Annotated in this window: 19 protein-coding genes; 12 read left to right on the top strand and 7 right to left on the bottom strand. The window is 71.2% G+C overall.

Annotation, left to right across the window (positions count from 1 at the left end; translation table 11 throughout):
* Positions 1 to 249: 249 nt before the first annotated feature.
* Positions 250 to 507 carry a hypothetical protein gene (locus tag FXF68_RS00945; protein WP_148756916.1) on the bottom strand — a complete coding sequence of 86 codons (258 nt, stop codon included), beginning with the start codon at positions 505 to 507 and terminating at the stop codon, positions 250 to 252.
* Entirely contained in the window at positions 504 to 803 is a 300-nt protein-coding gene (locus FXF68_RS00950; RefSeq protein WP_148756917.1) for a DUF6247 family protein, read from the bottom strand. Before FXF68_RS00950 ends, FXF68_RS00945 begins: the two co-directional genes overlap by 4 nt.
* A 629-nt stretch (positions 804 to 1,432) precedes the next feature.
* Between FXF68_RS00950 and FXF68_RS00955 the strand changes: the two genes are divergently transcribed.
* From FXF68_RS00955 to FXF68_RS00965, 3 genes are all read left to right on the top strand, one after another.
* Complete coding sequence (locus FXF68_RS00955; protein ID WP_148756918.1) at positions 1,433 to 1,669, top strand: hypothetical protein; 237 nt, start codon at positions 1,433 to 1,435, stop codon at positions 1,667 to 1,669.
* Between the two features lie 634 nt (positions 1,670 to 2,303).
* On the top strand, positions 2,304 to 3,458 hold the full coding sequence (locus tag FXF68_RS00960; protein WP_148756919.1) for a GNAT family N-acetyltransferase: 1,155 nt from the start codon (positions 2,304 to 2,306) through the stop codon (positions 3,456 to 3,458).
* A gap of 73 nt (positions 3,459 to 3,531) precedes the next feature.
* Positions 3,532 to 4,155: a GNAT family N-acetyltransferase gene (locus FXF68_RS00965; protein WP_148756920.1), complete on the top strand. Its 624-nt coding sequence runs from the start codon at positions 3,532 to 3,534 to the stop codon at positions 4,153 to 4,155.
* A gap of 13 nt (positions 4,156 to 4,168) precedes the next feature.
* Here the strand turns inward: FXF68_RS00965 and FXF68_RS00970 are convergent, their stop codons facing one another.
* Positions 4,169 to 5,929 (bottom strand): TauD/TfdA family dioxygenase, encoded by a 1,761-nt coding sequence (locus FXF68_RS00970; RefSeq protein WP_187437641.1) that lies wholly within the window; start codon positions 5,927 to 5,929, stop codon positions 4,169 to 4,171.
* A 128-nt stretch (positions 5,930 to 6,057) separates the two neighbouring features.
* Here FXF68_RS00970 and FXF68_RS00975 point away from each other — a divergent pair, with 128 nt between their 5' ends.
* From FXF68_RS00975 to FXF68_RS00995, 5 genes are read left to right on the top strand one after another with little or no spacing between them, the layout of a single operon-like run.
* The gene (locus FXF68_RS00975) at positions 6,058 to 6,582 is read left to right on the top strand and encodes a GNAT family N-acetyltransferase (RefSeq protein WP_148756922.1); all 525 of its coding nucleotides are present in this window, start codon (positions 6,058 to 6,060) and stop codon (positions 6,580 to 6,582) included.
* Between the two features lie 51 nt (positions 6,583 to 6,633).
* Positions 6,634 to 7,932, top strand: a complete 1,299-nt coding sequence (locus tag FXF68_RS00980; RefSeq protein ID WP_148756923.1) for a DegT/DnrJ/EryC1/StrS family aminotransferase — start codon at positions 6,634 to 6,636, stop codon at positions 7,930 to 7,932.
* 41 nt (positions 7,933 to 7,973) lie between these two features.
* Positions 7,974 to 9,257, top strand: a complete 1,284-nt coding sequence (locus FXF68_RS00985) for an inositol-3-phosphate synthase (protein WP_148756924.1) — start codon at positions 7,974 to 7,976, stop codon at positions 9,255 to 9,257.
* A gap of 41 nt (positions 9,258 to 9,298) precedes the next feature.
* On the top strand, positions 9,299 to 10,090 hold the full coding sequence (locus FXF68_RS00990; RefSeq protein ID WP_222869747.1) for an inositol monophosphatase family protein: 792 nt from the start codon (positions 9,299 to 9,301) through the stop codon (positions 10,088 to 10,090).
* On the top strand, positions 10,083 to 11,045 hold the full coding sequence (locus FXF68_RS00995; RefSeq protein ID WP_148756926.1) for a Gfo/Idh/MocA family protein: 963 nt from the start codon (positions 10,083 to 10,085) through the stop codon (positions 11,043 to 11,045). Before FXF68_RS00990 ends, FXF68_RS00995 begins: the two co-directional genes overlap by 8 nt.
* A gap of 47 nt (positions 11,046 to 11,092) precedes the next feature.
* Here FXF68_RS00995 and FXF68_RS01000 read toward each other — a convergent pair whose 3' ends face one another.
* Genes FXF68_RS01000 through FXF68_RS01010 form a run of 3 tightly spaced genes read right to left on the bottom strand, consistent with a single transcriptional unit; the run spans position 11,093 to position 13,692 of the window.
* The gene (locus tag FXF68_RS01000) at positions 11,093 to 11,911 is read right to left on the bottom strand and encodes an ABC transporter permease (protein WP_148756927.1); all 819 of its coding nucleotides are present in this window, start codon (positions 11,909 to 11,911) and stop codon (positions 11,093 to 11,095) included.
* A 30-nt stretch (positions 11,912 to 11,941) separates the two neighbouring features.
* A complete protein-coding gene (locus FXF68_RS01005; protein ID WP_148756928.1) occupies positions 11,942 to 12,703 on the bottom strand; it encodes an ABC transporter permease in 762 nt (253 codons plus the stop codon).
* Entirely contained in the window at positions 12,703 to 13,692 is a 990-nt protein-coding gene (locus FXF68_RS01010) for an ABC transporter ATP-binding protein (RefSeq protein ID WP_148756929.1), read from the bottom strand. The genes FXF68_RS01005 and FXF68_RS01010 overlap by 1 nt, the downstream gene beginning before the upstream one ends.
* A 167-nt stretch (positions 13,693 to 13,859) precedes the next feature.
* On the opposite strand from FXF68_RS01010, the gene FXF68_RS01015 reads away from it, so the two are divergent.
* Entirely contained in the window at positions 13,860 to 16,196 is a 2,337-nt protein-coding gene (locus FXF68_RS01015) for a lantibiotic dehydratase (RefSeq protein ID WP_187437642.1), read from the top strand.
* A gap of 30 nt (positions 16,197 to 16,226) precedes the next feature.
* On the opposite strand, the gene FXF68_RS42930 is transcribed toward FXF68_RS01015, so the two are convergent.
* Entirely contained in the window at positions 16,227 to 17,936 is a 1,710-nt protein-coding gene (locus FXF68_RS42930) for a HalD/BesD family halogenase (protein ID WP_222869748.1), read from the bottom strand.
* 242 nt (positions 17,937 to 18,178) lie between these two features.
* Between FXF68_RS42930 and FXF68_RS01025 the strand changes: the two genes are divergently transcribed.
* Genes FXF68_RS01025 through FXF68_RS01035 form a run of 3 tightly spaced genes read left to right on the top strand, consistent with a single transcriptional unit; the run spans position 18,179 to position 22,120 of the window.
* Positions 18,179 to 19,408 carry an acyl carrier protein gene (locus FXF68_RS01025; RefSeq protein ID WP_148756931.1) on the top strand — a complete coding sequence of 410 codons (1,230 nt, stop codon included), beginning with the start codon at positions 18,179 to 18,181 and terminating at the stop codon, positions 19,406 to 19,408.
* Complete coding sequence (locus FXF68_RS01030; RefSeq protein ID WP_148756932.1) at positions 19,405 to 20,895, top strand: class I adenylate-forming enzyme family protein; 1,491 nt, start codon at positions 19,405 to 19,407, stop codon at positions 20,893 to 20,895. The genes FXF68_RS01025 and FXF68_RS01030 overlap by 4 nt, the downstream gene beginning before the upstream one ends.
* Complete coding sequence (locus FXF68_RS01035; protein ID WP_187437643.1) at positions 20,888 to 22,120, top strand: type III PLP-dependent enzyme domain-containing protein; 1,233 nt, start codon at positions 20,888 to 20,890, stop codon at positions 22,118 to 22,120. Before FXF68_RS01030 ends, FXF68_RS01035 begins: the two co-directional genes overlap by 8 nt.

The raw sequence follows: 22,120 nt of genomic DNA on the forward strand, positions 1-22,120 counted from the left end.
TCAGCACGGGGGGTGGTTGCGCGAGCTCGAACAAGGGGGCTTCGCAGCCCCCTTGACCCCGGCGACCCGGAGGGCACTCCCGCGCGAACCTGTCTGTCTCGGGGTTGCGCGCCGTTCGCGCGGGAGCACCCTCCGGACAGGGTCCGCTCGTCCGTTACGGGATGCGCTGCGCGGAGATTGCCAACCTCGCGAACTGGTCAGCAGCTCACGCGTGTAGAGGGCGAGGAAGGGAGAACAGCGGCTACGCCGCTAGCCCGTCCAGAGGATGTCGATGATGCGGAGCGTCTCGGCCTCTTCGTCCACCAGGAGCGTCAGCATGCCTTCGCTGTTGGATCCGAAGAAGGCGTGCCGGACTGCTGTTTGCTCTGGCCGTTCCGGTACCGCGTCCCATGGGGCTTCCAGGAGCTGGAGGAGGCGTTCGAGGAGTGGGCCGTTGCGGACGTCTTCGGGAAGGCCGTTCAGTTCGTAGAGTGCGCGTCCATGGAAGCCGTCGAAGCGGTAGGTCACACCCGGCCTTCCCAGCCCGGCGGGGTGTAGCGCACGAAGCTCTCTTCACGGCCCTGTAGGGCGTCCTGGACAGCTTCGTCGTAGCCGGGACGGGCGTAGGCGATGGCCCGCAGACGCCATTGCCGCAGCAGGGTTTGAACCTGCTTGAAGCGCGCCAGGTCGTGAGCCGCGTCGAGCGCCTCGTCATACTCGGCCCGGAACTGGTCACGATGCGAGGGTGGGAGCGCATCGAAGATCGCGGCCGGGTCCTCACCAGGATCACGCGGCGCGGTCGGTTCCTCGGGCTGGGCGGTCATGGTGTCCAATCTACCTGTGGGGCACGTCGAGGCAGGGCCCACGACGGCAGGACGCGGCCACGAGCAAGATCCGGAGTATGCGCGGAATGATCTTGCTCCCGGTGGGTGGACGCTCGGGAGTGTGCGCAGGTCGGCGGGGATACTGACCGGCTGGAGCGCTTCGGACTTCTAATCCGACGGTCGCGGGTTCGAATCCTGCCGGGCGCGCCACCCCTGACCTGCAGTCTTACCACTGCCAAGATCCCGGATTTCGTCCGGCATGTCCTCGTGTCTGCTCGATGTTTGCTCGGCTGTCGCAGACCTGTCGTCGACCCCGTCTCCAACCCCGCTTAACCGCTAGTTCCAGGTACCCTGGCCAACGCGCCGACATACCCCCGACAACCACGCCCTGACCGGGGCTGGACGTCTCTCGGCCAACCGATTGGCTTGAGACGGCGCACCTGTGTCCGCGTCCAACCCGAGGCTCGGATGCGGACGCCCGTGCGAAGAGTCCGACGGTCAACCTCCGCTGGTCATCGTCTTGACACCTCGGGCCAGGTGGGCGATGCGTCCCGGTGTCGCCGTTTCGGCACGTTCGGCCTCAGCCCGGCCGTTGAGGCCGAGATCGACGCCAGCCAAGGAGAGGCCCCGTGGCTCGGCTCGTGGTCGTGCTCGGCCAGATCCCGCGTGCGGTGGTGCAGGTCGTCTCGATCCTCACCGTGAAGGTCGACGAAGTCCTTGTGGTGCGAAACCTGACACAGCTCGAACTCGCCTACTGGGAGAGGAACCCCAGCCTGTTCCGCGACCCCGAGGCGGCCCTCAATCAACTACAGAAGGCCGTGGTCGACGACGAACGCCGCGACCCACCACCAACTGTCTCCGCCTAACAGACACAACGCCGTCGCGTCTTCGGTCGTGACGATGACGCCGCCCGTGCTGGCGTGATCCGCTTTAAGCCAGGTGCATGCCTCTTGACTGCATCAGGCGATCTCAGAACCGCGATCCTCTGGCTGCAGAAAAGCATCTTGATTTGGCAGGCGGCAGGCTTACACTGCCTCGGCTAGACGAGCCGGTGCACCTCGCCGAGGCGCGCACACACCTATGCGCGAGTGCCTCGCCATACGGCATCGAGGCCTCGCGCCGCCGGAACTCTCGGTGGTTGCACACGGCTGCAAGGCTTCTGAGCGATTGGCTCACCCAACTGGGGTCGGCCGTGACCGACCAAGCAGAGCGGGTTAGCGCGACGGGCCTGCACAACCCGGGCCTGTTCGTCGCCCAGGCCTTGGCCGCAGGAGTGTAGGAGGAGATCCCGCTACTCGCCCTGCCCTCCGCGCTCATGACCGCCGCCCGGCTTGGCAGATCCTCACCGCGGTATGTCTCCTGCGGGTGATCCCACATGCCTCCCTCGGTGCCGGTCTTGATCTCTGCGCAGTGTTCGCCGGGGCGGCTGGTGGATGTACCTCGGGTCGCCCTGGCTATGGCTGTAGCCGTGGTGTACCGCGGGCGGTCAGTGTGGCGGGCATGGGAGGCCAGCGTTCCGATGGCGGTCCGGCCACCGAGCGAAGCGATTGGCGGCCGTGCTCCGAGTCAGCGGACGTATGCGCGCCACGTGTTCGCGTGGTCGGTGGAATTGGCGAGGTCGAGGCGGAGTGTTGGAATGCGCTGGCCGGGGCCGACGACTTTTACATGTCTCACGAGTGGTTGGCTTCCATCGAGCGTGATCGTGTCGCTAGGGTCCGGTACGTGCTGGCGCTGGCAGGTGATCGGCTGATAGGTGCCTTGCCGATTTATCGATTGCTGTATGAGGGCGGCACGTTTTATCAGAATCAGCGCTTCCGGACGCTGTTGGGCATTGAAGGCGACCATTTGGTCGCGGGCTCCCGGCTGTGCAATCGTGGTGGTGTGCTCTTGGCCGACGATCTGCGAGCGGACGTGGGTGAGCAGACGGTCCGGGTGCTGCTGCAGGCCGCGCTGGCGGTGGCCGAGGGCGAGGGCCTGCACGGAATCGTCTTGCCCTATCTGCCGGCCGCGCAGGTGCAGCGAATCCGGCGAGCGGCGTGGGTGGTCGCCGCGCGGGATGACGCCGAGGCGATCGTCAGCGGCGCGAGCGTGGGCGTGGACGCCTATGTCGAGCGGCTGCCGAAGAAGCGGCGGTACTACGCGCGCCAGGAGCGCGACCGGTATGCAAAGGCCGGTTGGCGTTCCGGCGTCGAGCCGCTGGCGGGCTGCGTCCCGGAGGTCGCGCGTCTGGTGAGCGAGGTGAACCGGCGCCACGGCGACACGGTGCCCGACTTCCTGCTGCGGCGGATCTTCCGCTGGGAGGCCAGGGCGGTCGGCCCTCGTGCCGTGGTGCTCACCTGCCGGGACGAGCGCGGCGCGCTGGTCGCCTGCGCCGTCGACTTCGTGTGGCGCGACATGCTCTACCTGCATGCCGTCGGGCTCGATCACGAGCGGCTGCGGGACTCGTTCGAGTACTTCAACCTCATGATCTACCGGGCGATCGAGTATGCGTCCGAGCAGGGTCTGGACAGGCTGCACCTGGGGCTGGTGACGCGTGCGAAGACACTGCGGGGCGCGGTGGCGAACCCGCTGTGGACGGCGGCCGTCTTGTGCGGGACGGCCGGTCGCGCCCCGGGGGTCCGGTTCGTCGACGGCTCGGCCGACACCGGGATGTAGGGCCCGACGGTTCTGGCGCCGCGGGCGTCCCGCGGCGATCCTGGTGGTGCAGAGCCGGAGTGGAGGGGACGAGATGAAGGCCGAACCGCTGTCGCTTACCACCAGGGAGCTGACGACGCAGACGTGGCCGGACTTCGAGACGCTGTTCTCTCAGGGCAACGGCTGGGACTTCTGCTGGTGCATGGCCTTCCAGCGCGACAAGCCGCTGCCGGGGTCTCTGCACCGCACCCGGGCCGAGCGCAGCGTCGTGAACCATCGGGACAAGCGGGAGCTGGTGTGCCAGGGCCGGTCCCACGGTGTGCTCGTCTACGACGGCGGGGCCCCGATCGGATGGTGCCAGTACGGCCGGAAGGACGAGCTTCCGCTGATGGACGGCCGCCGCGGCAGGTTCGCCAAGCCGCCGCTGGACGGCGTGCCAGCCGAGGACTGGCGTGTCACCTGCTTCGTCGTCGCCAAGAAGTACCGGCGGCGCGGTGTCGCGGCGACCGCGCTGCGCGCCGTGCTCGCCGCGATCGGCGACGCCGGAGGCGGGCTGGTCGAGGGCTATCCCCTCGATCTCGCGACGAAGGACCGATGGGGCCCTGGGACCTGGTCCGACTACGGTCATTTCGGCACGGTGTCGATGTTCGAGGCGGAGGGATTCACGCGGGTCGGAATGCTCCGCCCCACTAACGCGATCATGCACAAGGACGTCTGAGGGCGGCCTCGGCTCAGAACGCGAACGTCGTCTCGACGGTCCGCCCGCCGCCCGCCCGCTCGGCCGCGGACGCGGCGAGGTCGCGCGTCACGCACATGCGCTGGAGCCAGCGGTCCTGGCCGTCGTATCGGGCGGTGAACTCCGAGCGCGCATGCACGGCACGGCGGTTGTCGATCACCAGCAGGTCACCGGTGGACAGCCGGACCCAGCGTCTGACCTGGTTGGCCGCGGTCCGCAGGGCCTGCACCGCGGCCTCGGCCTCCTCGGTGAGGCCGACCATCAGGTCGAGGTCGAAGTTCAGGAAGGGATCGTGCGGGTCGCCGTACAGGATGGGCACCGCCGGCCCGTTTCCTTCCGTGGCGTTCGGGCTGCCGAACGAGTAGTCGATCCCGGGACGGTACAGCGGCTCGAAGAGAATGGCGCGCTCGCAAAGCGTCAACCGGGAGAGAATCATGCGGACGCCAGCGGTGATGGTCTTCGCCTCGTTGTCGTGATCGGGTCGCAGGCACAGCAGGAGAAGGTAGTCGGGCGGGTAGGGGTGAAAGCCCATTTCGGTGTGGAAGCCGAGCAGGATAGAGGAGCTTTCAGAGGATATCTTGTTGGCGTTCTCGGGTGTCGGGACGACGTTCTGGAACAGGGAGCCGGACTGTTCCTGCAGATAGGTGAACGGTGATCCGAGCGCTGAAGCGAAGGCCGCCAGCCACAGTTCGCTGAGCCACCGCTTGCGGTGCGGACGTGCATGTGGATCCACAGGAGTCGGCGGCAGGGACGCCCCCAGAGGCAGGCCGGAGACGAGGAGAATCCCGTAGTCGTTGGACCGTTCGCGGAATGTGCCGACCGTGTGCCTGATCGACCTGGGAAGTTCATGGAAACACAGTTCGGCCGCTGCGATGAAGGCGTCGTCGTCCTCATTGGAGTCTGGTAGCTCCGTGGCGGTGATCGGGTCCAGTTCCGCGCGGAGGGCCGAGGCGTCGATGACGTGCGGGCCGGACGCGCGCGCCAGACAGGGTTCGGGATCGAAGGAACGTGTGGCGAACGCCTGGCCGCGGACCTTTTCGGCATGCCGCTCGCCGACCGACGCCTCGACCTGTCCGGTGGCCAGCCATGAGATCGCGTTCAGTAGGAACAGCAGGTTGTCGCGGCGTCCCAGGAACGGAAGCGTGAACATGTCGGCATTGCTGACGACGACGATCCGGCCGTCGCCCCGGGTGGCCGCACCGGCGACGGTGTGCCCGGCGTGGCTGAGCAATGCGGTCATGTCCGCTTTGATCGGACGGGCCCGGTGAAGGTGGACGGTGTCGATTCCGCCCATGATCGGGTGGCCTGGAACGGCGGCGCAGGTGACGTCGTAGGTCAGCAGATGCTCGGCGGTTGGACGCTGCTGGGAGACGAAGATGCCTCCAAAGGAGAAACGGGCCACTGCCGAGGTCAGTGACTCGCTTGGTTGCGTTGGAGGACGATCGCCGTCGCCGAAGGCGAGGATTCCGCCTCCGCCGTCGAGGAAATTCGCGAGCAATGCGGACTCCTCTGCCGTCACCGGCCGGTCGGCTTCGCGGCCGCCGGTGGGCATGAGAAGTACGTCGGTTCGAGCGAGCGTCTCCGCCGTCCACGGCCGGTCGATGATCTGCGTGCGCTCGGCGAAACCGTCGAAGATCTCGGGTAGGTGCGCGACGTAGCCCAGTTCGGTGTACTCGCGAGTGGAATGTCCGCCGGTTCTCCGTTTCGGATCGGCGGTCCATACCCTAGAATGCGAGAGGTCCAGTGCAACGCGCATCGTCGTGATCGACCTTTCTGCTGCGGTTCCATTGGAGCTCCGCGCCCACGGAGATTTCCGATCGTAAGCAGATGCCATACACCACCCGTACAGACAGGGTGGACTCGCGCGGGAAGGACGCCGAGACGATGCCTCTTTTTCCGGGCTGGCGATCGCTGGCCCGAAGTCTCGTGCCCGACGACTTCGACGTGCCGACCGAGTGGCGCACACCCGTGTTCCGCTTGGAGGCGCTGAGCGAACGGCACAACGAGGGCGACCACGAGGCTTGGATGTCCAACATCCCCTTCGTTCAGGCCACCGCGGGCTTCGCCGGCACGACATGGCCCCCGTCCGAGGGCATGTCGCTGGAGGAGAACATGCAGTCGGTGCGCCGCCACATCCGGCATTTCGCCGCCCGAGTCGGTTTCACCTACGCCGTCATGCCGTCCGGAAGCGACGACGTCATTGGTTGCGTCTACCTCTACCCCGCGGCCGACGACGAGCACGACTGTGAGGTCCGCACGTGGGTGCGTGCCGATCTGGCCGTCCTGGACGCACCGGTCCACCATGCGGTCACCGAATGGGTCGAGACGGCATGGCCGTTCCAGGCGGTGCTGTCACATCCCCGGCCGCGACACCAGAGCGTGACGCCTGGCCGGGACGCCTGGGCGTGACCGTAGGCCGCATGTAGGGGGCGCGTATGTGCGCTGTCCAGTCTCTGAGCCATGACGCAACCGCCTCGGGTGTCCGGTGCCCGCCGGTCCCGGCCTCTGCCGGAACTGGCCGTCAACGGCGGCACGCCGGTGCGCTCGCCGCGACGGCGCTGGCCGGAGTGGCCCGTCCCGGCGCCCAACGCCGACCGCAATCTGCGCGAGGTTCTGGGCGCCGGCCGCTGGGCGATCAGCGGCCCGCAGGGACCGGAGTTGTTCGAGCGCCGGTTCGGCCGAGCCTTCGCCGCCTACACCGGCTCCCGGTATTGCGTTCCGGTCGACCACGGTTCCAGCGCGCTGGTGATCGCGCTGGAGTCGCTGCGGCTGGACCACGGCGACGTCGTCCTGGTGCCCGCCCTGACCTGGATCGCCTCGGCGTCGGCGGCGCTGCGCGCCGGGCTGCTGCCGCTGCTGGTGGACGTCGACCCGGCCACCGGCTGCATGACGGCCGAGCATCTGGACACCGATGTCCCGGCACGCGCGGCCGTCGTGGTGCACTGGGCGAACGTCATGGCGGACGTGCCCGCGCTGGTGAAGGCCGCCGCCGCACGCGACATGGTCGTGATCGAGGACGCCGCGCAGGCGCACGGCGGCCGGTGGGAGGGGCGCGGCGCCGGCTCGATGGGCCGCCTGGGCTGCTTCAGCTTCCAGGACCGCAAGGTGCTGACCGGTGGCGAGGGCGGCGCCGTCGTCACCGACGACGGCGCCCTCGCGGTCGCGCTGGAGGAACTGCGCGCCGACTCGCGCAGCTACCGCCCAGAACCCGCCGGGCCGGACGAGTTGGAGCTCGCGGAGACGGCCGGCATCCATGGCGCGAACTTCTGCATGAGCGAGTTCAACGCCGCCGTCCTGTGCGCGCAGATCGAGGTCCTGGAGGAGGAGCACGACCGGCGTGAACGCAACTTCCGCCTGCTGGCGGGCCTGCTGGCCAGCATCGACGGAGTGCGGTTGCTGACTCCGGCGCCCGAGCAGACACGCCTGGCGATCTACGAGGCGACCTTCATCTTCGATGACCTGCCCCGGGGCGTGACCAACCAGGACATCGCGACCGCGCTGTCCGCCGAGCTCGGACGCGGCTTCTACCTCACCGACACGCCCCTGCACCGAAGCCCGCTGCTGCGGCCGTGGACCAAGCCGACGCTCAAGCCGCTCGCCGACCGGTTCGCCGACCTGCACCGAGGACGCCGGTACCCGGTGACCGATCACATCGCGACCCACTGCGTGCAGACGCACCACAGCGCTCTCCTGGGCGACGCCACGGACATGAACGACATCGCCGAGGCGATCGACAAGGTCACCCGGGCCATCGGCTGACGGACCGCGTCGGCGATGAACCTTCCACAGTGAGGTGCAGCATGACCACCCGCGCTTCCAGCCCTGGTCCGGCGGCAGTCCCGCTCACGGGGCCGCCCGACGTCCAAGCGTCCGAGACCCGGTCCGCCCAGCCGACCGGGAGGCCGCGCGACACCGGCGACGCCGAACTCGTCGGCGTGTGGCTGCACGGGGCCCGCGGCTCGGTGGCGACGACCGCCATCACCGGATTGCTCGGCCTGCGCGAGAACCTCCTGCCTCCCATCGGGTGCGTGACCGAGCGTCCGCCGTTCGACGAGGTTCGCCTGCCGGTGTGGTCGCGGATGGTCGTGGGCGGGCACGACATCACCGGCGACCCGATTGACAAGCGCGCCGAGGCCCTTGTCGCGAGCGGCGTCGTCCCGCACGCGGTCTACCGGGCGGTCCGGCCGGGGTTCGGCGAGGTCGAGGCCGAACTGCGTCCTGGATACGACCCGGCGGTCCAGCGCGGCCCGCAGCGGGAGGCCGTCGAGCGGATGGCCGCCGACATCGAGGACTTCCGGGCCCGCCACGGGCTCGACCGGGTCGTCGTGATCAACGTGGCCTCGACCGAGCCGCCCACGCCGCCGTCGCCGCAGACCGCGGATCTGGCCGCGTTGGACGAGGCGCTCGGCGACGCGTCCCAGCGCGTGCTCCGCCCGAGTTCGGTGGCGGCCCTGGCCGCGTTCCGGTCCGGCTCCGGGTTCGTCGACTTCACACCGTCGACCGGCGCGCGGCTCCCGGCGCTGGCCCAGGCCGCGCGAGAGCACGGCGTGCCCTACGCCGGGTCGGACGGCAAGACCGGAGAGACCCTGCTGCGCAGCGTCCTCGCGCCCATGTTCGCCTCGCGGGCGCTGCACGTGCTGTCGTGGACGGGGACCAATCTGCTCGGCGGCGGCGACGGCGCGACACTCGCCGACACCGAGACCGCCCACAGCAAGCTGCGCTCCAAGTCGGGCGTCCTGCCGTCGGTCCTCGGCGAGGACGTGACCGCGCCGCTGCACATCGATTACGTGCCCGACCTGGGCGATCACAAGACCGCGTGGGACCACGTCTCCTTCGAGGGCTTCCTCGGCGTCCGGATGACGATGCAGCTGATCTGGCAGGGCGTGGACTCCGCCCTGGCCGCCCCGCTGGTCCTCGACCTGGCCCGGCTCGTGCCCGCCGCCCACGCCGCCGGGCACGTCGGCCCCGTCCGGGAACTCGCCTACTTCTTCAAGGACCCGATCGACCAGGACGTGCACGCCTTCGCCCGCCAGGACCTGCTGCTGGCCCGGTGGGCCGAGTCCCTGCCGCGGCGGGCCGGCTGATGCTTTCCAGCCGCCGACACTCCTCGTCCAGGAGGGCCGGGGTGTCCACCCGGCCCCGCGACGGGCTCGCCGGGCTGGCGTTCACCGCCGCCCGCGCCGGCGGGCGACAGGTTCTGCGCCTGCTCGGCGACGCCGGGACGCGGGCACGGGTCGACGCCGCCGACGAGCACGCCCGCGATCCGGTGACGGCCGCCGACCTGGCCAGCGACGAAGCGATCCGGACGGTCATCGGGCGGCGCCGCCCGGACGACGCCTGGCTCACCGAGGAGTCCGGCGCCCGTCCCGGGACCTCGGGGCTGCGCTGGGTCGTCGATCCGCTGGACGGGACCGTCAACGTCACCCGCGGCATCCTGCGCTTCGCGGTCAGCGTCGCCGTGGAGTCCGAATCAGACGGGGCCGTCCTGGCGGCCGCCGTGGTCCAGCCCGCCTCCGGGGAGTGGCTCGTCCTGGATGACGGGACAGTGAAGGCGAGCTCCGGCCAGGCGCCGGGCGTCAGCGCCCGCGAGCCGGGCAGGGCGCTGGTGGCGTTCGCCGTGCCGAGCCCGCCCGCCGCCCGGCGGGCCGCCTACACCGGTCTCGCCGTCGTCGCCCCGCGGGTCCAGGACCTGCGCAACTTCGGCTCGACGGTCTGCGACCTGGCCGCCGTGGCGACCGGACGCCTCGACGGGTTCCTCAGCGTCGACCCGAAGCCGTGGGACCTCGCGGCGGGCGTGGCACTGGTCGAGGCGGCGGGCGGGACGAGCCGCCGCTGGCACCGCTCCGACGGCCTCTGCTTCCTGGCCGTCGGCGGCGCGGCCGTCGTGGACGCGCTGCACAGGTGGACCGATGAGTGACCTCCCGATCCCTTTCCGGCTCGCACTGGTGGGCGCGGGACGGATGGGCCGCCAGCATCTGGCGGCTCTGGCCACCAGCCGGACCGTCGAGATCACCGACATCGTCGAGCCCGAGCCCGCGACACGCCGCGCGCTGCCGGACGACGGCCGACGGGTCCATGCGAGCCTTCCCGACCTGCTGGCCCACCGGCTCCCCGACGGCATCGTGGTGGCCGCGCCGACCGACGAGCACGCCGGGCTGACCAGGACGGCCGTGGCCGCCGGAGTGCCCGTGCTGTGCGAGAAGCCCGCCGGACGCTCAGCGCGCGAGGTGGACGAACTGGCCGCCTTCGCGGCGGCGCACCGCGTCCCGGTGCAGGTCGGCTACTGGCGCCGCCACCTGCCGGTGCTCGCCGCGCTGCGCGAGCGGATGCGGACCGCCGCGCTGGGCTCGATCTACCTGGTCACCGCCGCGCAGTGGGACGGTGAGCCACCGGCGGCGGTGTTCCGCGCGACCAGCGGCGGGATCCACCTCGACATGGGCGTCCACGAGTTCGACCAGATCCGCTGGCTCACCGGCGAAGAGGTGGTGGACGTCCACGCCGCGGTCGCCGGCCACGTCGAGGACCCGGCGGCGGCGACCGCCGGAGACGTGGACGGCGCGGTCGTCACCCTGCGGCTGTCGGGTGGGACTCTCGGCACGGTCAGCCTCGGCCGCTACTTTCCCGGAGGCGACATGGTGCGGGCGGAGGTCTTCGGCTCACGCGGGTACGAGCGCCATGACCTGCTCGATCCCGTGGATCCCGGTCGCGTGTTCCACGACGCGCTCCGCCGACAGGCCGATGCCTTCGCAGACCTCGTCCGGACCGGGCGCCGCTCGGGCGCGTCCCTGCTCGACGCGGCCCGCGCGGTGGAGATCGCCGAGAGGGCGGCCGCCGCAGTGCGCACCGCCGGGCCCCTGACCGCCAACCGATAGCCCCCGCACCAGCGAACTTTCATCCAGTCCGCGTATCCAATCCACGCTCAGACGCGGAACTTGCGCATCAGCCTGCGCGAGGCCAGGACCAGGCTGCCCACCAGGAGCGCCAGCAGGTAGGCGGCGTTGCCCAGCAGGCTCCATCCGATCTGGTCGAGCGCGATCCCGCGCACCAACTCCACAGCGTGGTAGAGCGGAGTGAGCTCGACCAGCACCTGAGCGGCCCGCGGATAGTCGGTGACGGGCACGAACGTCCCGGAGAACAGGAACAGGGCAGTCTGCACGATGCTGATGTAGTCGTAGTCCTCGAAGACGCGCATGATCGTGGCGATCACCAGGCCCACACCGCCGAAGGCGAACCCGACCAGCAGCGCCGCGGGAACCGTCGCCAGCGCCGACCAGGGGCCGATCAAGCCCATCCCGGCCATCATCGCCAAGAACGCGCCGCTGTAGAGACCGCCGCGCACCATCGCCCAGGCCAACTCGCCGAACGCGATGTCGACGGGCGTCACCGGCGTGTTGAGCACCGCGTCGTAGAACCGCATCCCGGTGATCTTGACGAAGAAGTTCACGCCGGACTCGATGATCGAGCCGTTCATCGCCGCCGCCGCCAGCAGCGCCGGGCCGACGTAGGTCAGGTACGGGACCGTCCGCCCGCCGCCCACCGCCACGTCGCCGACCAGGTCGCCGACACCCCATCCGATGGCCAGCAGGTAGAACACCGGCTCGGCGAAGCCCGACAGCAGCAGCCACCAGTAGCCGCCGCCCGAGCGCATCAGCGCCAGGTTCTGCTCGGTCACCGCCGCCGCCCGATGCAGGCGGAGCTGCTCTCCTCCGACGGCGCGCGCCGCGACGGCCACCAGCATCGGTCTCTCCTTCCCGCCGACCGTCGCCGGCTAGGTCGCCAGCCGCTTGACGAACCGCGGATGGGCCAGCGCGAGGCCGCCCGCGAACCACGCCGCCAGCACGCCGACGTGCGCGGCCACCGGCCATGCGGTGCCGGTTCCGAGGGCCGCCGCGCGGCACAGCTCCACGCCGTGCCAGAGCGGCAGCGGGTAGGCCACCATCGAGAGGGGCTCGCGCAACTGGTCGACCGGGAAGTAGGCGCCGCTGAAGAACGTCATGACCATGGTGGCGAACCGCATGACCGTCATCAGGTACGGGCCGGTCACCGAGGCCGAATAGGCGAACATGGGCGCGGCGACCGACAGCCCGACCAGTGCCGCAACCAGCGGCGTCAGCACCGCCCACGCCGAGCCGACCGCCCCGAAAGGCACCATGACCACCAGGAACGCGGCCGACGCGGCGGCCACCCGCAGCGCGATGTAGAGCAGGTGACCGGCGAGGATGTCGGCGACGCGGACCGGCGTGGCGGCCATCCCGTGATAGACCTTGTCCCAGGTCATATAGGACTGGACGGGGAAGCCCGACTCGGTGATCGCGACCTGCATCCCGGTGAACGCCAGCATCCCTCCGGCGATGTAGTGGAGGTACGGCACCGGCAGCGCGTCGCCCCTGTCGACGTACTCCCCCACCGACGCGCCGACGCCCACGAACAGCAGCACCGGCATCGCGAACGAGCTGAACAGCGTGCTGCGCCACATCCGGCGATAGCTGACCAGGTGGTACTCCAGCACCGCGACCGAGGGGTGGGCCATCAGTCCTCCACCAGGGTGCGGCCCGTCAGGCGCAGGAAGACGTCCTCCAGGCCGGCCCTGCGAACCAGCACACCCGACGGCGCCAGGTCGCGCCCGTACAGGACGGGAGCCACCGTGTCGCCGTCCGCGGCATAGAGCAGGATCCGGTCCGGGAGCACTTCGAGGCGGTCGCCGATGCCCTCCAGCTTGTCCGCGTACGGCTCCAGGGCGTCGTCGCCGAACCTCAACTCGACCACGTCCTTGGTGCAGTACCGCTCGATCAGCGACGGCGGCGATCCCTCGGCGACGATCTTCCCAGCGTCCATGATCACCAGCCGGTCGCAGAGCTGCTCGGCCTCGTCCATGTAGTGCGTGGTCACCACGAGCGTGACGCCGCGCCGCTTGAGCCGGAACAGCCGGTCCCACACCAGGTGCCTGGCCTGCGGGTCGAGGCCGGTGGTGGGCTCGTCGAGCAGGATGACGTCGGGATCGTTCACCAGCGCGCGGGCGATGGCCAGCCGCCGTTTCATGCCGCCCGACAGCGTGGACACCTTGCTGCCCGCGCGCTCGCCGAGCTGCACGAAGTCCAGCAGCTCCGCCGCCCGCCTGCGGGCGTCCCGGCGGGAGATCCCGAAGTAGCGGGCGTAGGTCGTCAGGTTGTCGCCGGTGGTCAGCTCCGGGTCCAGGTGGTCGTCCTGCGGGCAGACGCCGAACCGGGCGCGGATCGCCGCGCCGTCGCGCAGCGGGTCCATGCCGAGGACGGTCAGCTCCCCGCCGCTCGGCGGCGACACGCAGCCGATCATGCGCATCGTGGACGTCTTGCCCGCGCCGTTCGGACCGAGGAACCCGAACGCCTCGCCGGCGTGCACCGCGACGTCGACGCCGTCGACGGCGATCCGGTCGCCGAACCGCTTGACCAGGCCGCGGGCGTCGATGAGCGGAGTGTCGGAGCTCGGGCGGCCCGGTGATACCGGTACCGTCTGCTCGGCTGGTCCAGGGCGCGCGGTCACACCGGCAAGCCTGCTCGGCTTTGATACAGACGCAGTACACGCGGCTCCGCCGGGCACGTCCGTTGCGAGGCGGACCGCGCAGAGCACGCCTCACTTATGCCCCGTACGGCCCCTGTACCAGCGGCATATGGGCGCGGCGGAACGTGGCGGCCGTGAAGGAGCCACCTGTGACCACGCCATCGCCAAGCGCGCCCGGCAGGCCCGAACACCGCTTCCAGCTCGGAGGCTCGGCGTGGTGGCTGTGGCACGACGCCGTCTTCCGCTCCACCGGCTTTCCCGTCGGCGGGCTCTCCCGACTGTCCGCACCGGAACTGGCCCGGTTGGCCGACGCCCACCTGGCGGGCGGGGCGACCGTCGAAGACGTGGAGGCGGCGGTCGCACGCACCGCCGAAGCCCAGGCACGGCGGATCGACGCCCTCGTCACCGACGAACGCCTCCGCGAGGCGGTCATCTGGGAACAGGCGTCCGCGCCCGCGCTGCTGGACGCCCTGGCGGACACCGCCGGCCAGCCGCGCGACGACCGCCGCCGCGAGCTGGAGAACGCCTTCGGACGGCTCTGGCAGCGGTACAGCGCCGTCAACGACACGATCGGCTTCTTCGGGCCGTTCGTCTGGGCGACCCTCGACCCGCGCGCCGCGCGGACCGTGGCGACCGCCGGGCCCGTCCGCCCGTCGCGCAGGGAGGTGTTCCTGGAGGCGTGGGCGATGGCGGCCTACGGTGCCAGGCTCGCCGAGCGGCCCGAGTTGCGCCGCTGGATGCCCCTCTCACCGCGCACCCACCATTTCCTGGACGGCGACACGATCCGCAGGCCGGGCCTGCCGCCGATCACCGTGACGCCCGAGGAGGCGCGGGCGATCGCGCTGTGCGACGGACGGCGTCCCGCCGCCGCCGTCGCCGCCGACCTCGCGGCCGCCGGCGTCCTCGGGACCGGCGTCGACGAGGCGGCCGCGCTGCGGTTCCTGAGCGGCCTGGTCACCCGGCGGCTGCTGGAGTGGAACGAGAACCTGCCGGTCGGCCCGGAGACCGAAGACGTACTCGCCGAACGCATCGCGTCGATCGGCGACGAGGAACTCCGGGCCAAGGCCCAGGAGGGTCTGGACGCGATCCGGTCCGCCCGCGACAAGGTCGCCGCCGCGGCGGGCGACCCGGACTCGCTGCTGCCCGCGCTCGAAGCCCTGAACGCGGTGTTCACCGACGTCACCGGCCGCGCACCGCGGCGTCCCGGCCACGGCTATCCCGGAAGCAACGTCTGCTACGAGGACACCATTCGCGACGCCGACGTCACCCTCGGAGGCGACGTGCTCGCGCCCGTCACACCGGCGCTGACCATCGCCCTGCAGGCGGCACGATGGCTGACGGCCGAACTCGCCCACCGCTTCGAGACGGCCCTGGCAGAACTCATCCGGGTCAAGCACGCGGGCGCAACCGGGCTGTCGCTGGCCGACGTGTGGGACGACGGCCTCGAAATGCTCCTTGGAACCGGGCGGAACCCATTCCCCGATGTGCTCAGCGAATTCGAAACGCGCTGGCGGGAACTGCTGGAGCTCGACGACGACGCACGCCGCCGGAACGTCGCTTCCGCGCGACTGCGGGAACGCGCCGAGCGGCTGTTCGCCGCCGACCGCCCCGGATGGTCGCTGGCCCGGATCCACAGCCCCGACCTGCTGCTGTGCGCACCGTCCATCGAGGCGATCAACGAGGGACTCTTTCTCGCCGTTCTCGGCGAACTGCACGTGGCGTATGCGACCTATTCCATTCCCACCCTCACCTGGGCCCAGCCCGATCCGCACCGGCTGATCGACCTCGCCGTCCAGGACTACGGGCGGCCCCGCATGATCCCGCTGGTGCCCGCCGTGTGGTCGCGCTACGCCAAGCGGTCCCTGCAGTTCTACGACCACCGGGCCGACCGGTACATCGGGTTCGCGCGGGCGACCGGCGTCGCGGCCGACCGCGTCGTGACCACAGGGTCCGTCGCGATCGAGCCCACCGCCGAAGGCCTCGCCGGCAGGCCGCCCGGCGGCGCGCTCATCCCGCTGACCGAGTTCTTCGGCACGCACCTGTCGATGTGCTGCACGAACGCGTTCCGCGAGGTCATGCAGGGCGCCGCGCACACGCCGCGGGTGACGATCGACAATCTGGTGATCTGGCGGGAGACCTGGCGGCTGACCCGCGCCGAGATCGCGGCGCTGGCCGCGCCCACCGGAGAGGCCGCCGCCTACCTGGCCGGACGCCGCCTCGTGGCCCGACGCGGGCTTCCAGAGCGGTGCTTTGTGCGGCTCTCCACCGTGAAGAAGCCGATCTACGTCGACTTCACCAGCCCGCTGTACGTGTCCCTGCTGGGCTCGATGATCCGCTCCGCCCTGAACGGCACCGGCCGCGCCCTGGACGTCACCGTGACGGAGATGCTGCCCGACCTGGACGCGACGTGGCTGCGCGACACCGAGGGAAACCGCTACCTGTGCGAGTTCCGGCTCCAGGTCACCGACGCCGAGCCCGCGCGTTGACTGCCCTCCGGCGGTGCCGGCGGTCCGGGATCAGACGTAGGACTCCCGGGTGCCGCGCCGCCGGACGTCCAGCGCGGCGCAGTGGAAGGACCCGCCGATCGCGTTGAGGTGCTGGAAGGGCAGCGGTATCGGCTGGAAACCGTGCCGCTCAAGCTGCCGCGCCAGGCCGACGTCGCAGGAGTCGACGACGACGCGCTCCTCGTCGACGCTCAGCACGTTCATGTTGATCCAACCGCTGGTCATGCAGCGCGGTACGGCTCCCGCGGGACGCGGCCCCTCGGCCACGATCTTGTCCCAGCGGGCGAACGGCGAGCGCGCCAAGGCACGCTCCGACACCCGGGTCGGGTTGACCAGCACCACGCCTGGACGAAGCGGCAGGACGGTCGCGTCGATGTGCATCGCGTGCGGGTCGTCGACGTCCAGCAGCGTCACCGTGAAGTCGGTGCCGAGGTAGTCCCGCAGCCACCGCACTCCCGCGCGGTTGGTGACGTTGCTGAGCTGCCCGACGATGTCCCTGCCCACCCGAACGAAGTCGGCGGCGTCGAACGCCGGGGCCGACTCGTTGACCGCCCACGGCCCGGAGTCGGCCGCGACCCGGTCGGGATCACTCCGGGGAGCCGACACCCATGCCGCTCCCCCGGCGCCGTACTCGGCCAGAAGCGCCCGGTAGGCGGTGGTCTCCTCCTGCCGTGACCGCCACGCCATCGGCGCCTCGATGATCCGGCTGCCGACGACGAGCAGGCAGTCGCGCGGCATGGCGCTCGTGTACCCGCCCCGCCCCGCCCAGTCGACGGCGTCCGGACGCCGTACGGTCACGCCCATACCGGACAGCTCGTCGGCCAGCCGGTCCAGCTCCTCCTGCGCCGCGTCGACGATCTCGGCCGGGAACGGGGAGCCGCCGTTCGCCAGGAACATGTCCTGCCATTCCTCCGGCATCGTGGCGCGGATCATGCGCTCGGACTCGCGTGGGATCGCGCTGCCCGTGGCCACGCCCACGATGACCTCTTCCAGCGGGTCCCATTCGGTGTAGGAGTTGACCGGTGAAGTCTCGTCGCTGGATTGCGTGCGGGAGTACAGCAGCCCTGGCGACTCGGTGCCGCCGGTCGTCTGCGGACTGAGCGCGTAGGCGAAGTTGAATCCCAGCCGGCGGCCCGTCCGGCCCAGCGGCGAGACCATGTGCGCGGTGGTGTCGGACCTGAGCAGGTAGGCGTCGCCCGCCGCGAGTTCGACCTCCACGTACTCGTCCATGACGCCCAGCACGCTCGCGGCGTCCTGCAGCAGCCGAGGGCGCGCCCCTTCGGGTGCGACCTCCACCACGACCACCACCGACAGCGGGTAGTCGTCGAAATGCGCGCCGAAGGTGTCGCCCGGTTCCACCAGGGAGTTGAGGACGTAGCGGTCCACGTCCTCATACAGCGGGTACACCTCCTGGCCGACGATGTCGCCGATCAGTTGCAGCAGGTCCGGTGAGTAGTACAGGTCAGGGACGAGCGTCGAGAGGGCGTCGATGACGGGTGCGCCGAGAGTCCGCATCCGCCGGGTCGAACCGTCCATGCACTCCATCTGGAAGTCCTTGCGGACGGAGTGGTCGAGAAGCCGGCCGGTCTCCTTCGCCAGCAGCCTCAGACCCGGGCTCGACAGGAAGCCCGGCATCACGGCGAACGCGTTGGAGTCGTAGTCCGAGCCGAGCCGCTTCAGTTCGGACTCGTCACAGGCGGTCCACTCGTCTCTGATCAGCATCGTTCCCCCTCGGATGGGTCACAGGCGAGCGTGCCGGGAGCAGATACGCCAGCGGTACAGCTCATCTCCAGACGGGCGGGCTCCGCAGCGGCAGAGTCCGCCGGGCGGGGCCCTGGCTTCTGAGCGCACCCGACCTGTACGCGCGGTGTATGCGGCCGGGCCACTCTCGATCGCAGGCGGCCACCCGCCCGGCGGCCGCCGGGCTCCTAACGGAGGCCGGGCTCCTAACGGAGGGAAGGGCGTTGCCTGCGTACGATCCCGCACGCCGTGCCCCGGTCACGGGGCATCGGTGGGAGTCGGCCCTGCGCGGGCTGCGCGCCGAGGCGCTCGACTGCGTGCAGACGACGGTCGCGCTGCTCGCCGACCACGTCCACGGCGTCGGCGCGCACCTGGCCCTCGGCACGGACTGGCGGTTCCCGACGCCGCACGACGCCGCCGCGGCGAGCCTCCGACCGCCGCTGTCGGCCCGGCTGGCGCAGGCCGCGCGGCTCGGCCTGTCGGCCGTCCCGTCCGGGAGCCAGGCCGCCTCCGGTGACGTGCGCGAACGCGCCAAGGCCGGTGAGCCGGTCTTCCTGGTGGCGGACGCCTACGTCCTGCCGTGGGTGCCTTACACCGGGCACCGGCACATGGCGCACAGCTTTCTGCTCGCATCCCGTCCCGGCGGCCACCTTGTGGTGGACGCCTACCACAACGACACCGAATGGGGCCCCGCGCGGCCCGGCGCGTGGGCCCTGACCGACGGTGAGCTGGACGCCGTCCTCGCCGACGGCGCGACCGTGGTCACGATCGAGCCGACCGGGAAGCGCCCGGTGCCGCCCGCCCCGGCGGAGGTCCTCGCAGCCAACGCCGCACAGGCTCAGGACGCCGCCGCCCACATCGACGGCTACATCGCCGCGGTCGAGCGCGGCCTCGATGACACCGAGGCCGTCGAGAACCTGGTGCTCGACATCTGGCTGCTGGGCAGGGAACGTCTGCTGCACGCGCTCTGGCTCGGCGAGCATCCGGCGGCGGCGCGCGCCCGTGAGCATGCCGCCGCCTGGCGGCGGTTGGCCGCGCACAGTTACCTGGCGATGCGCAGGGCCCGCGCGGACGGCCGGTTCGCCGGGACCGTGCTCGCGGAGATGTCCCGGCAACTGCACGCCGACGCCGACCTGGCCCGCTCGCTCGCGCCAGAACCGCCGCCGACTCCGGCCGGCGACGTGCCACCGGTCGGCGCGGTGACCGTCGCCGTCCTCGACGCGGTGCGGCACACGCTGCGGCTGGACGAGCAGACCATCCGTGCCGCCGGGACCCTGCGCGCCCTGCCGGGCTTCGACTCCTTCCGCCTCGTCGACATCATCAGCCGGGTCGAGGACCGGCTCGGCGTCCGGCTGCCGGGCGACCTGTCCGGCGACAAGCTCAGCGACATCGACGGGCTGTGCGAGCTGTTCACGGCCGCGGCCACCGAACGGGCCGGGCGGAGCGGGCGATGACGACTCTCCTGCACGACCTCCTGGACGCCACCGCCGCACGCCGTCCAGGGCATGTCGCCGTCCGCGACCACGACACCGAACTGCGCTACGCGGACCTGGCCGCGCGAAGCCGCAGGCTGGGCGACTGGCTGCGCACCACCGGTGTACGGCGGCACGACCGGGTCCTCCTCGCCCTGCCCGCCGGTGTCGACCTCGCCGCGCTGGTCTACGCTTGCTCCCGCGTCGGCGCGGTGTTCGTCGTCCTGCGTCCGGACACGCCCGCGGCGGTGGCCGCCCATGTCTGCGCCGACTCGGCGGCGACCCTGATGGTGACCGACTCGCAGCCGCTGCGCCGGGTGGCCGCCGAGCACCGCATCGCCGCCTACAGGCCACCGGACGCCGCGCACCCGACGCACTGCGGCCCGGACGGGCCTTCGCCCGTTCCGGTGCTGCCGGTCGATCCGGCGTGCTTCGTCTACACCTCGGGCAGCGTCGCCATGCCGAAGGCGGTCGTGAGCACGCACCAGCAGATGACGTTCGCGGCCAGGGCCGTCCAGTCCCGGTTGCTGTACCGCCCGGCCGACGTGGTCTACAACCCGCTGCCGCTGTCCTTCGACTACGGCCTCTACCAGCTTTTCCTCTGCGCGATCGGCGGCGCGCGGCTGCACCTGGCCACCGCCGAGGACGCCGGGCACCGGCTGGTCGCCCGCCTCGCCGAGGCGTCCGCGACGGTGCTGCCCGCGGTGCCCTCGCTCGCCGCGAACCTCGCGCGCCTGCTGGAGCGCCGTCCGGCCCCGCTGCCGGGCCTCCGGCTGATCACCAGCACCGGGGCCGCCATGCCCGACGACCTGCTGCGGCGGCTGCGGCGGCACCTCCCGCAGACCCGGATCCAGTTGATGTACGGCCTGACCGAGTGCAAACGGGCCACCATCATGGATCCCGACGAGGACCTGGAACGTCCGGGCGCGTGCGGCCGGGCGCTGCCCGGCACCGAGGTGTACACCGTCGACGACCACGGACGGCGCCTGCCGCCGGGCCAGGTCGGCGAAGTGGTCGTCCGCGGCCCGCACGTGATGGCGGGCTACTGGCGGCACCCGCGGCTCACCGCGCAGCGCTTCCACCGCGCCGAAGGGCTGTTCCCCGAACTCCGCACGGGCGACTACGGCCGGCTCGATGAGTCCGGATGCCTCTACTTCGTCGGACGCCGAGACGACCTGTACAAGGAGCGCGGCGTCCGCGTCAGCACGATCGAGGTGGAGGCGGCGGCGCTGCGGGTTCCGGGCGTGCACGCGGCGGCGGTCGTGCCGCCCTCGGACGGGACAGGTGGAGCGACCCTGTTCGTGCGCGCCGGGCTCTCGTCCGAGCGGGTGCTGAACGCGCTGCGCGACGAGCTTGAGGAGGCCAAGGTCCCCACGCGCTGCGTGGTCATGGACGAGCTGCCGCTCAACGCGCACGGCAAGATCGAGCGCCGCGCGCTGGCGAGCCTGGCCGGTGCCGCCGATGACTAGCCACTGGACGCACATCGCGGACCGATTCGGGACGCCGGCCTACGTCTACGACCTGGACGAGGTCACGCGGGCGCACGACCTGCTGCGCGCTGCCCTCCCTCAGCCGAGCCGCCTGCTGTACTCGCTCAAGGCCAATCCGCATCCGGCGATCGTGCGCACGCTCACGGCGCTCGGCTGCGGCGCCGAGGTCTGCTCGGTCGGCGAACTCGCCACGGCGCTCGACGCGGGTGCGGCACCGGAACAGGTCCAGTACACCGGCCCCGGGAAGACCGACGCGGAGGTGGCCGAGGCCGTCAAGTCCGGTGTGCGCTGCTTCTCGGTCGACTCACCGACCGGGCTCGACCAGGTGACGGATGCCGTGGACCGCGCCGACGGCCCGGCCACGATCCTGTTGCGCGTCAACGGCACGGCCACCGCGCCGGGTCAGGGGCTCGCCATGACCGGCGTCCCCTCGCAGTTCGGCGCGGACGAGGCATGGGCGCGCCGGCACCTGCCCGCCGTCCGCGACCGCATCGCCGGCTTTCACCTGTTCCAGGGCACCAACCTCGCCGACGAGGCGGCGCTGCTGGCGCAGTTCGACGCGGCGCTGCAAACGGCCGCCCGCCTCGCCGCCGCCACCGGGTACCGGCCGCGCGTCCTCAACCTGGGCGGCGGCTTCGGCGTTCCCTTCGCCCGTTCGGGCGCGCTACCGCGGTTCCCCGCATTGGCGGACGTGCTGGCCGCCAGGCTCGACGCGATGTTCCCGGCCTGGCGCGACGGGGCACCCGCGGTGGTGTTCGAGTCGGGACGGTACCTGACCGCCGCCTGCGGCTCGCTGCTCACCCGGGTGACCGATGTCAAGCGCTCGCACGGCCGTCCGGTCGTGGTCCTGGAGTCGGGCGTCAACCACCTCGGCGGGATGTCGGGACTGCGGCGGCTGCCGCCGATCGTGCCCGAGCTCGTCGCGGGCGACGGCGAGCCCCGCGCGACCCTGCGCGAGGCGATCATCGCCGGGCCGCTGTGCACTCCGCTGGACACCTGGGCCCGTTCGACGGACGTGCCCGAACTGCGTCCGGGCGACCTGGTACGGGTGCCCAACGTCGGAGCGTACGGGCTGTCGGCCAGCCTGCTGGCCTTCCTCGGCCGCCCGGCGCCCCGCGAGGTCGTCCACGCGGGCGGCGCCGTCACCGAGGTGTCGCAGCCGGCGGTGGTACGGCTGCCCGCCGAGCCGATCGAAGGGACCTGA

It is taken from the genome of Actinomadura decatromicini, assembly GCF_008121305.1.
Lineage (GTDB): Bacteria > Actinomycetota > Actinomycetes > Streptosporangiales > Streptosporangiaceae > Spirillospora > Spirillospora syzygii.

Excerpts from the sequence above, each read along its gene's own strand:
- FXF68_RS00950 (WP_148756917.1), bottom strand. The coding sequence starts at position 803 with ATGACCGCCCAGCCCGAGGAACCGACCGCGCCGCGTGATCCTGGTGAG.
- FXF68_RS00960 (WP_148756919.1), top strand. The coding sequence starts at position 2,304 with ATGGGAGGCCAGCGTTCCGATGGCGGTCCGGCCACCGAGCGAAGCGAT.
- FXF68_RS00965 (WP_148756920.1), top strand. The coding sequence starts at position 3,532 with ATGAAGGCCGAACCGCTGTCGCTTACCACCAGGGAGCTGACGACGCAG.
- FXF68_RS00970 (WP_187437641.1), bottom strand. The coding sequence starts at position 5,929 with ATGCGCGTTGCACTGGACCTCTCGCATTCTAGGGTATGGACCGCCGAT.
- FXF68_RS00975 (WP_148756922.1), top strand. The coding sequence starts at position 6,058 with ATGCCTCTTTTTCCGGGCTGGCGATCGCTGGCCCGAAGTCTCGTGCCC.
- FXF68_RS00980 (WP_148756923.1), top strand. The coding sequence starts at position 6,634 with ATGACGCAACCGCCTCGGGTGTCCGGTGCCCGCCGGTCCCGGCCTCTG.
- FXF68_RS00985 (WP_148756924.1), top strand. The coding sequence starts at position 7,974 with ATGACCACCCGCGCTTCCAGCCCTGGTCCGGCGGCAGTCCCGCTCACG.
- FXF68_RS00995 (WP_148756926.1), top strand. The coding sequence starts at position 10,083 with ATGAGTGACCTCCCGATCCCTTTCCGGCTCGCACTGGTGGGCGCGGGA.
- FXF68_RS01000 (WP_148756927.1), bottom strand. The coding sequence starts at position 11,911 with ATGCTGGTGGCCGTCGCGGCGCGCGCCGTCGGAGGAGAGCAGCTCCGC.
- FXF68_RS01005 (WP_148756928.1), bottom strand. The coding sequence starts at position 12,703 with ATGGCCCACCCCTCGGTCGCGGTGCTGGAGTACCACCTGGTCAGCTAT.
- FXF68_RS42930 (WP_222869748.1), bottom strand. The coding sequence starts at position 17,936 with ATGCTGATCAGAGACGAGTGGACCGCCTGTGACGAGTCCGAACTGAAG.
- FXF68_RS01030 (WP_148756932.1), top strand. The coding sequence starts at position 19,405 with ATGACGACTCTCCTGCACGACCTCCTGGACGCCACCGCCGCACGCCGT.
- FXF68_RS01035 (WP_187437643.1), top strand. The coding sequence starts at position 20,888 with ATGACTAGCCACTGGACGCACATCGCGGACCGATTCGGGACGCCGGCC.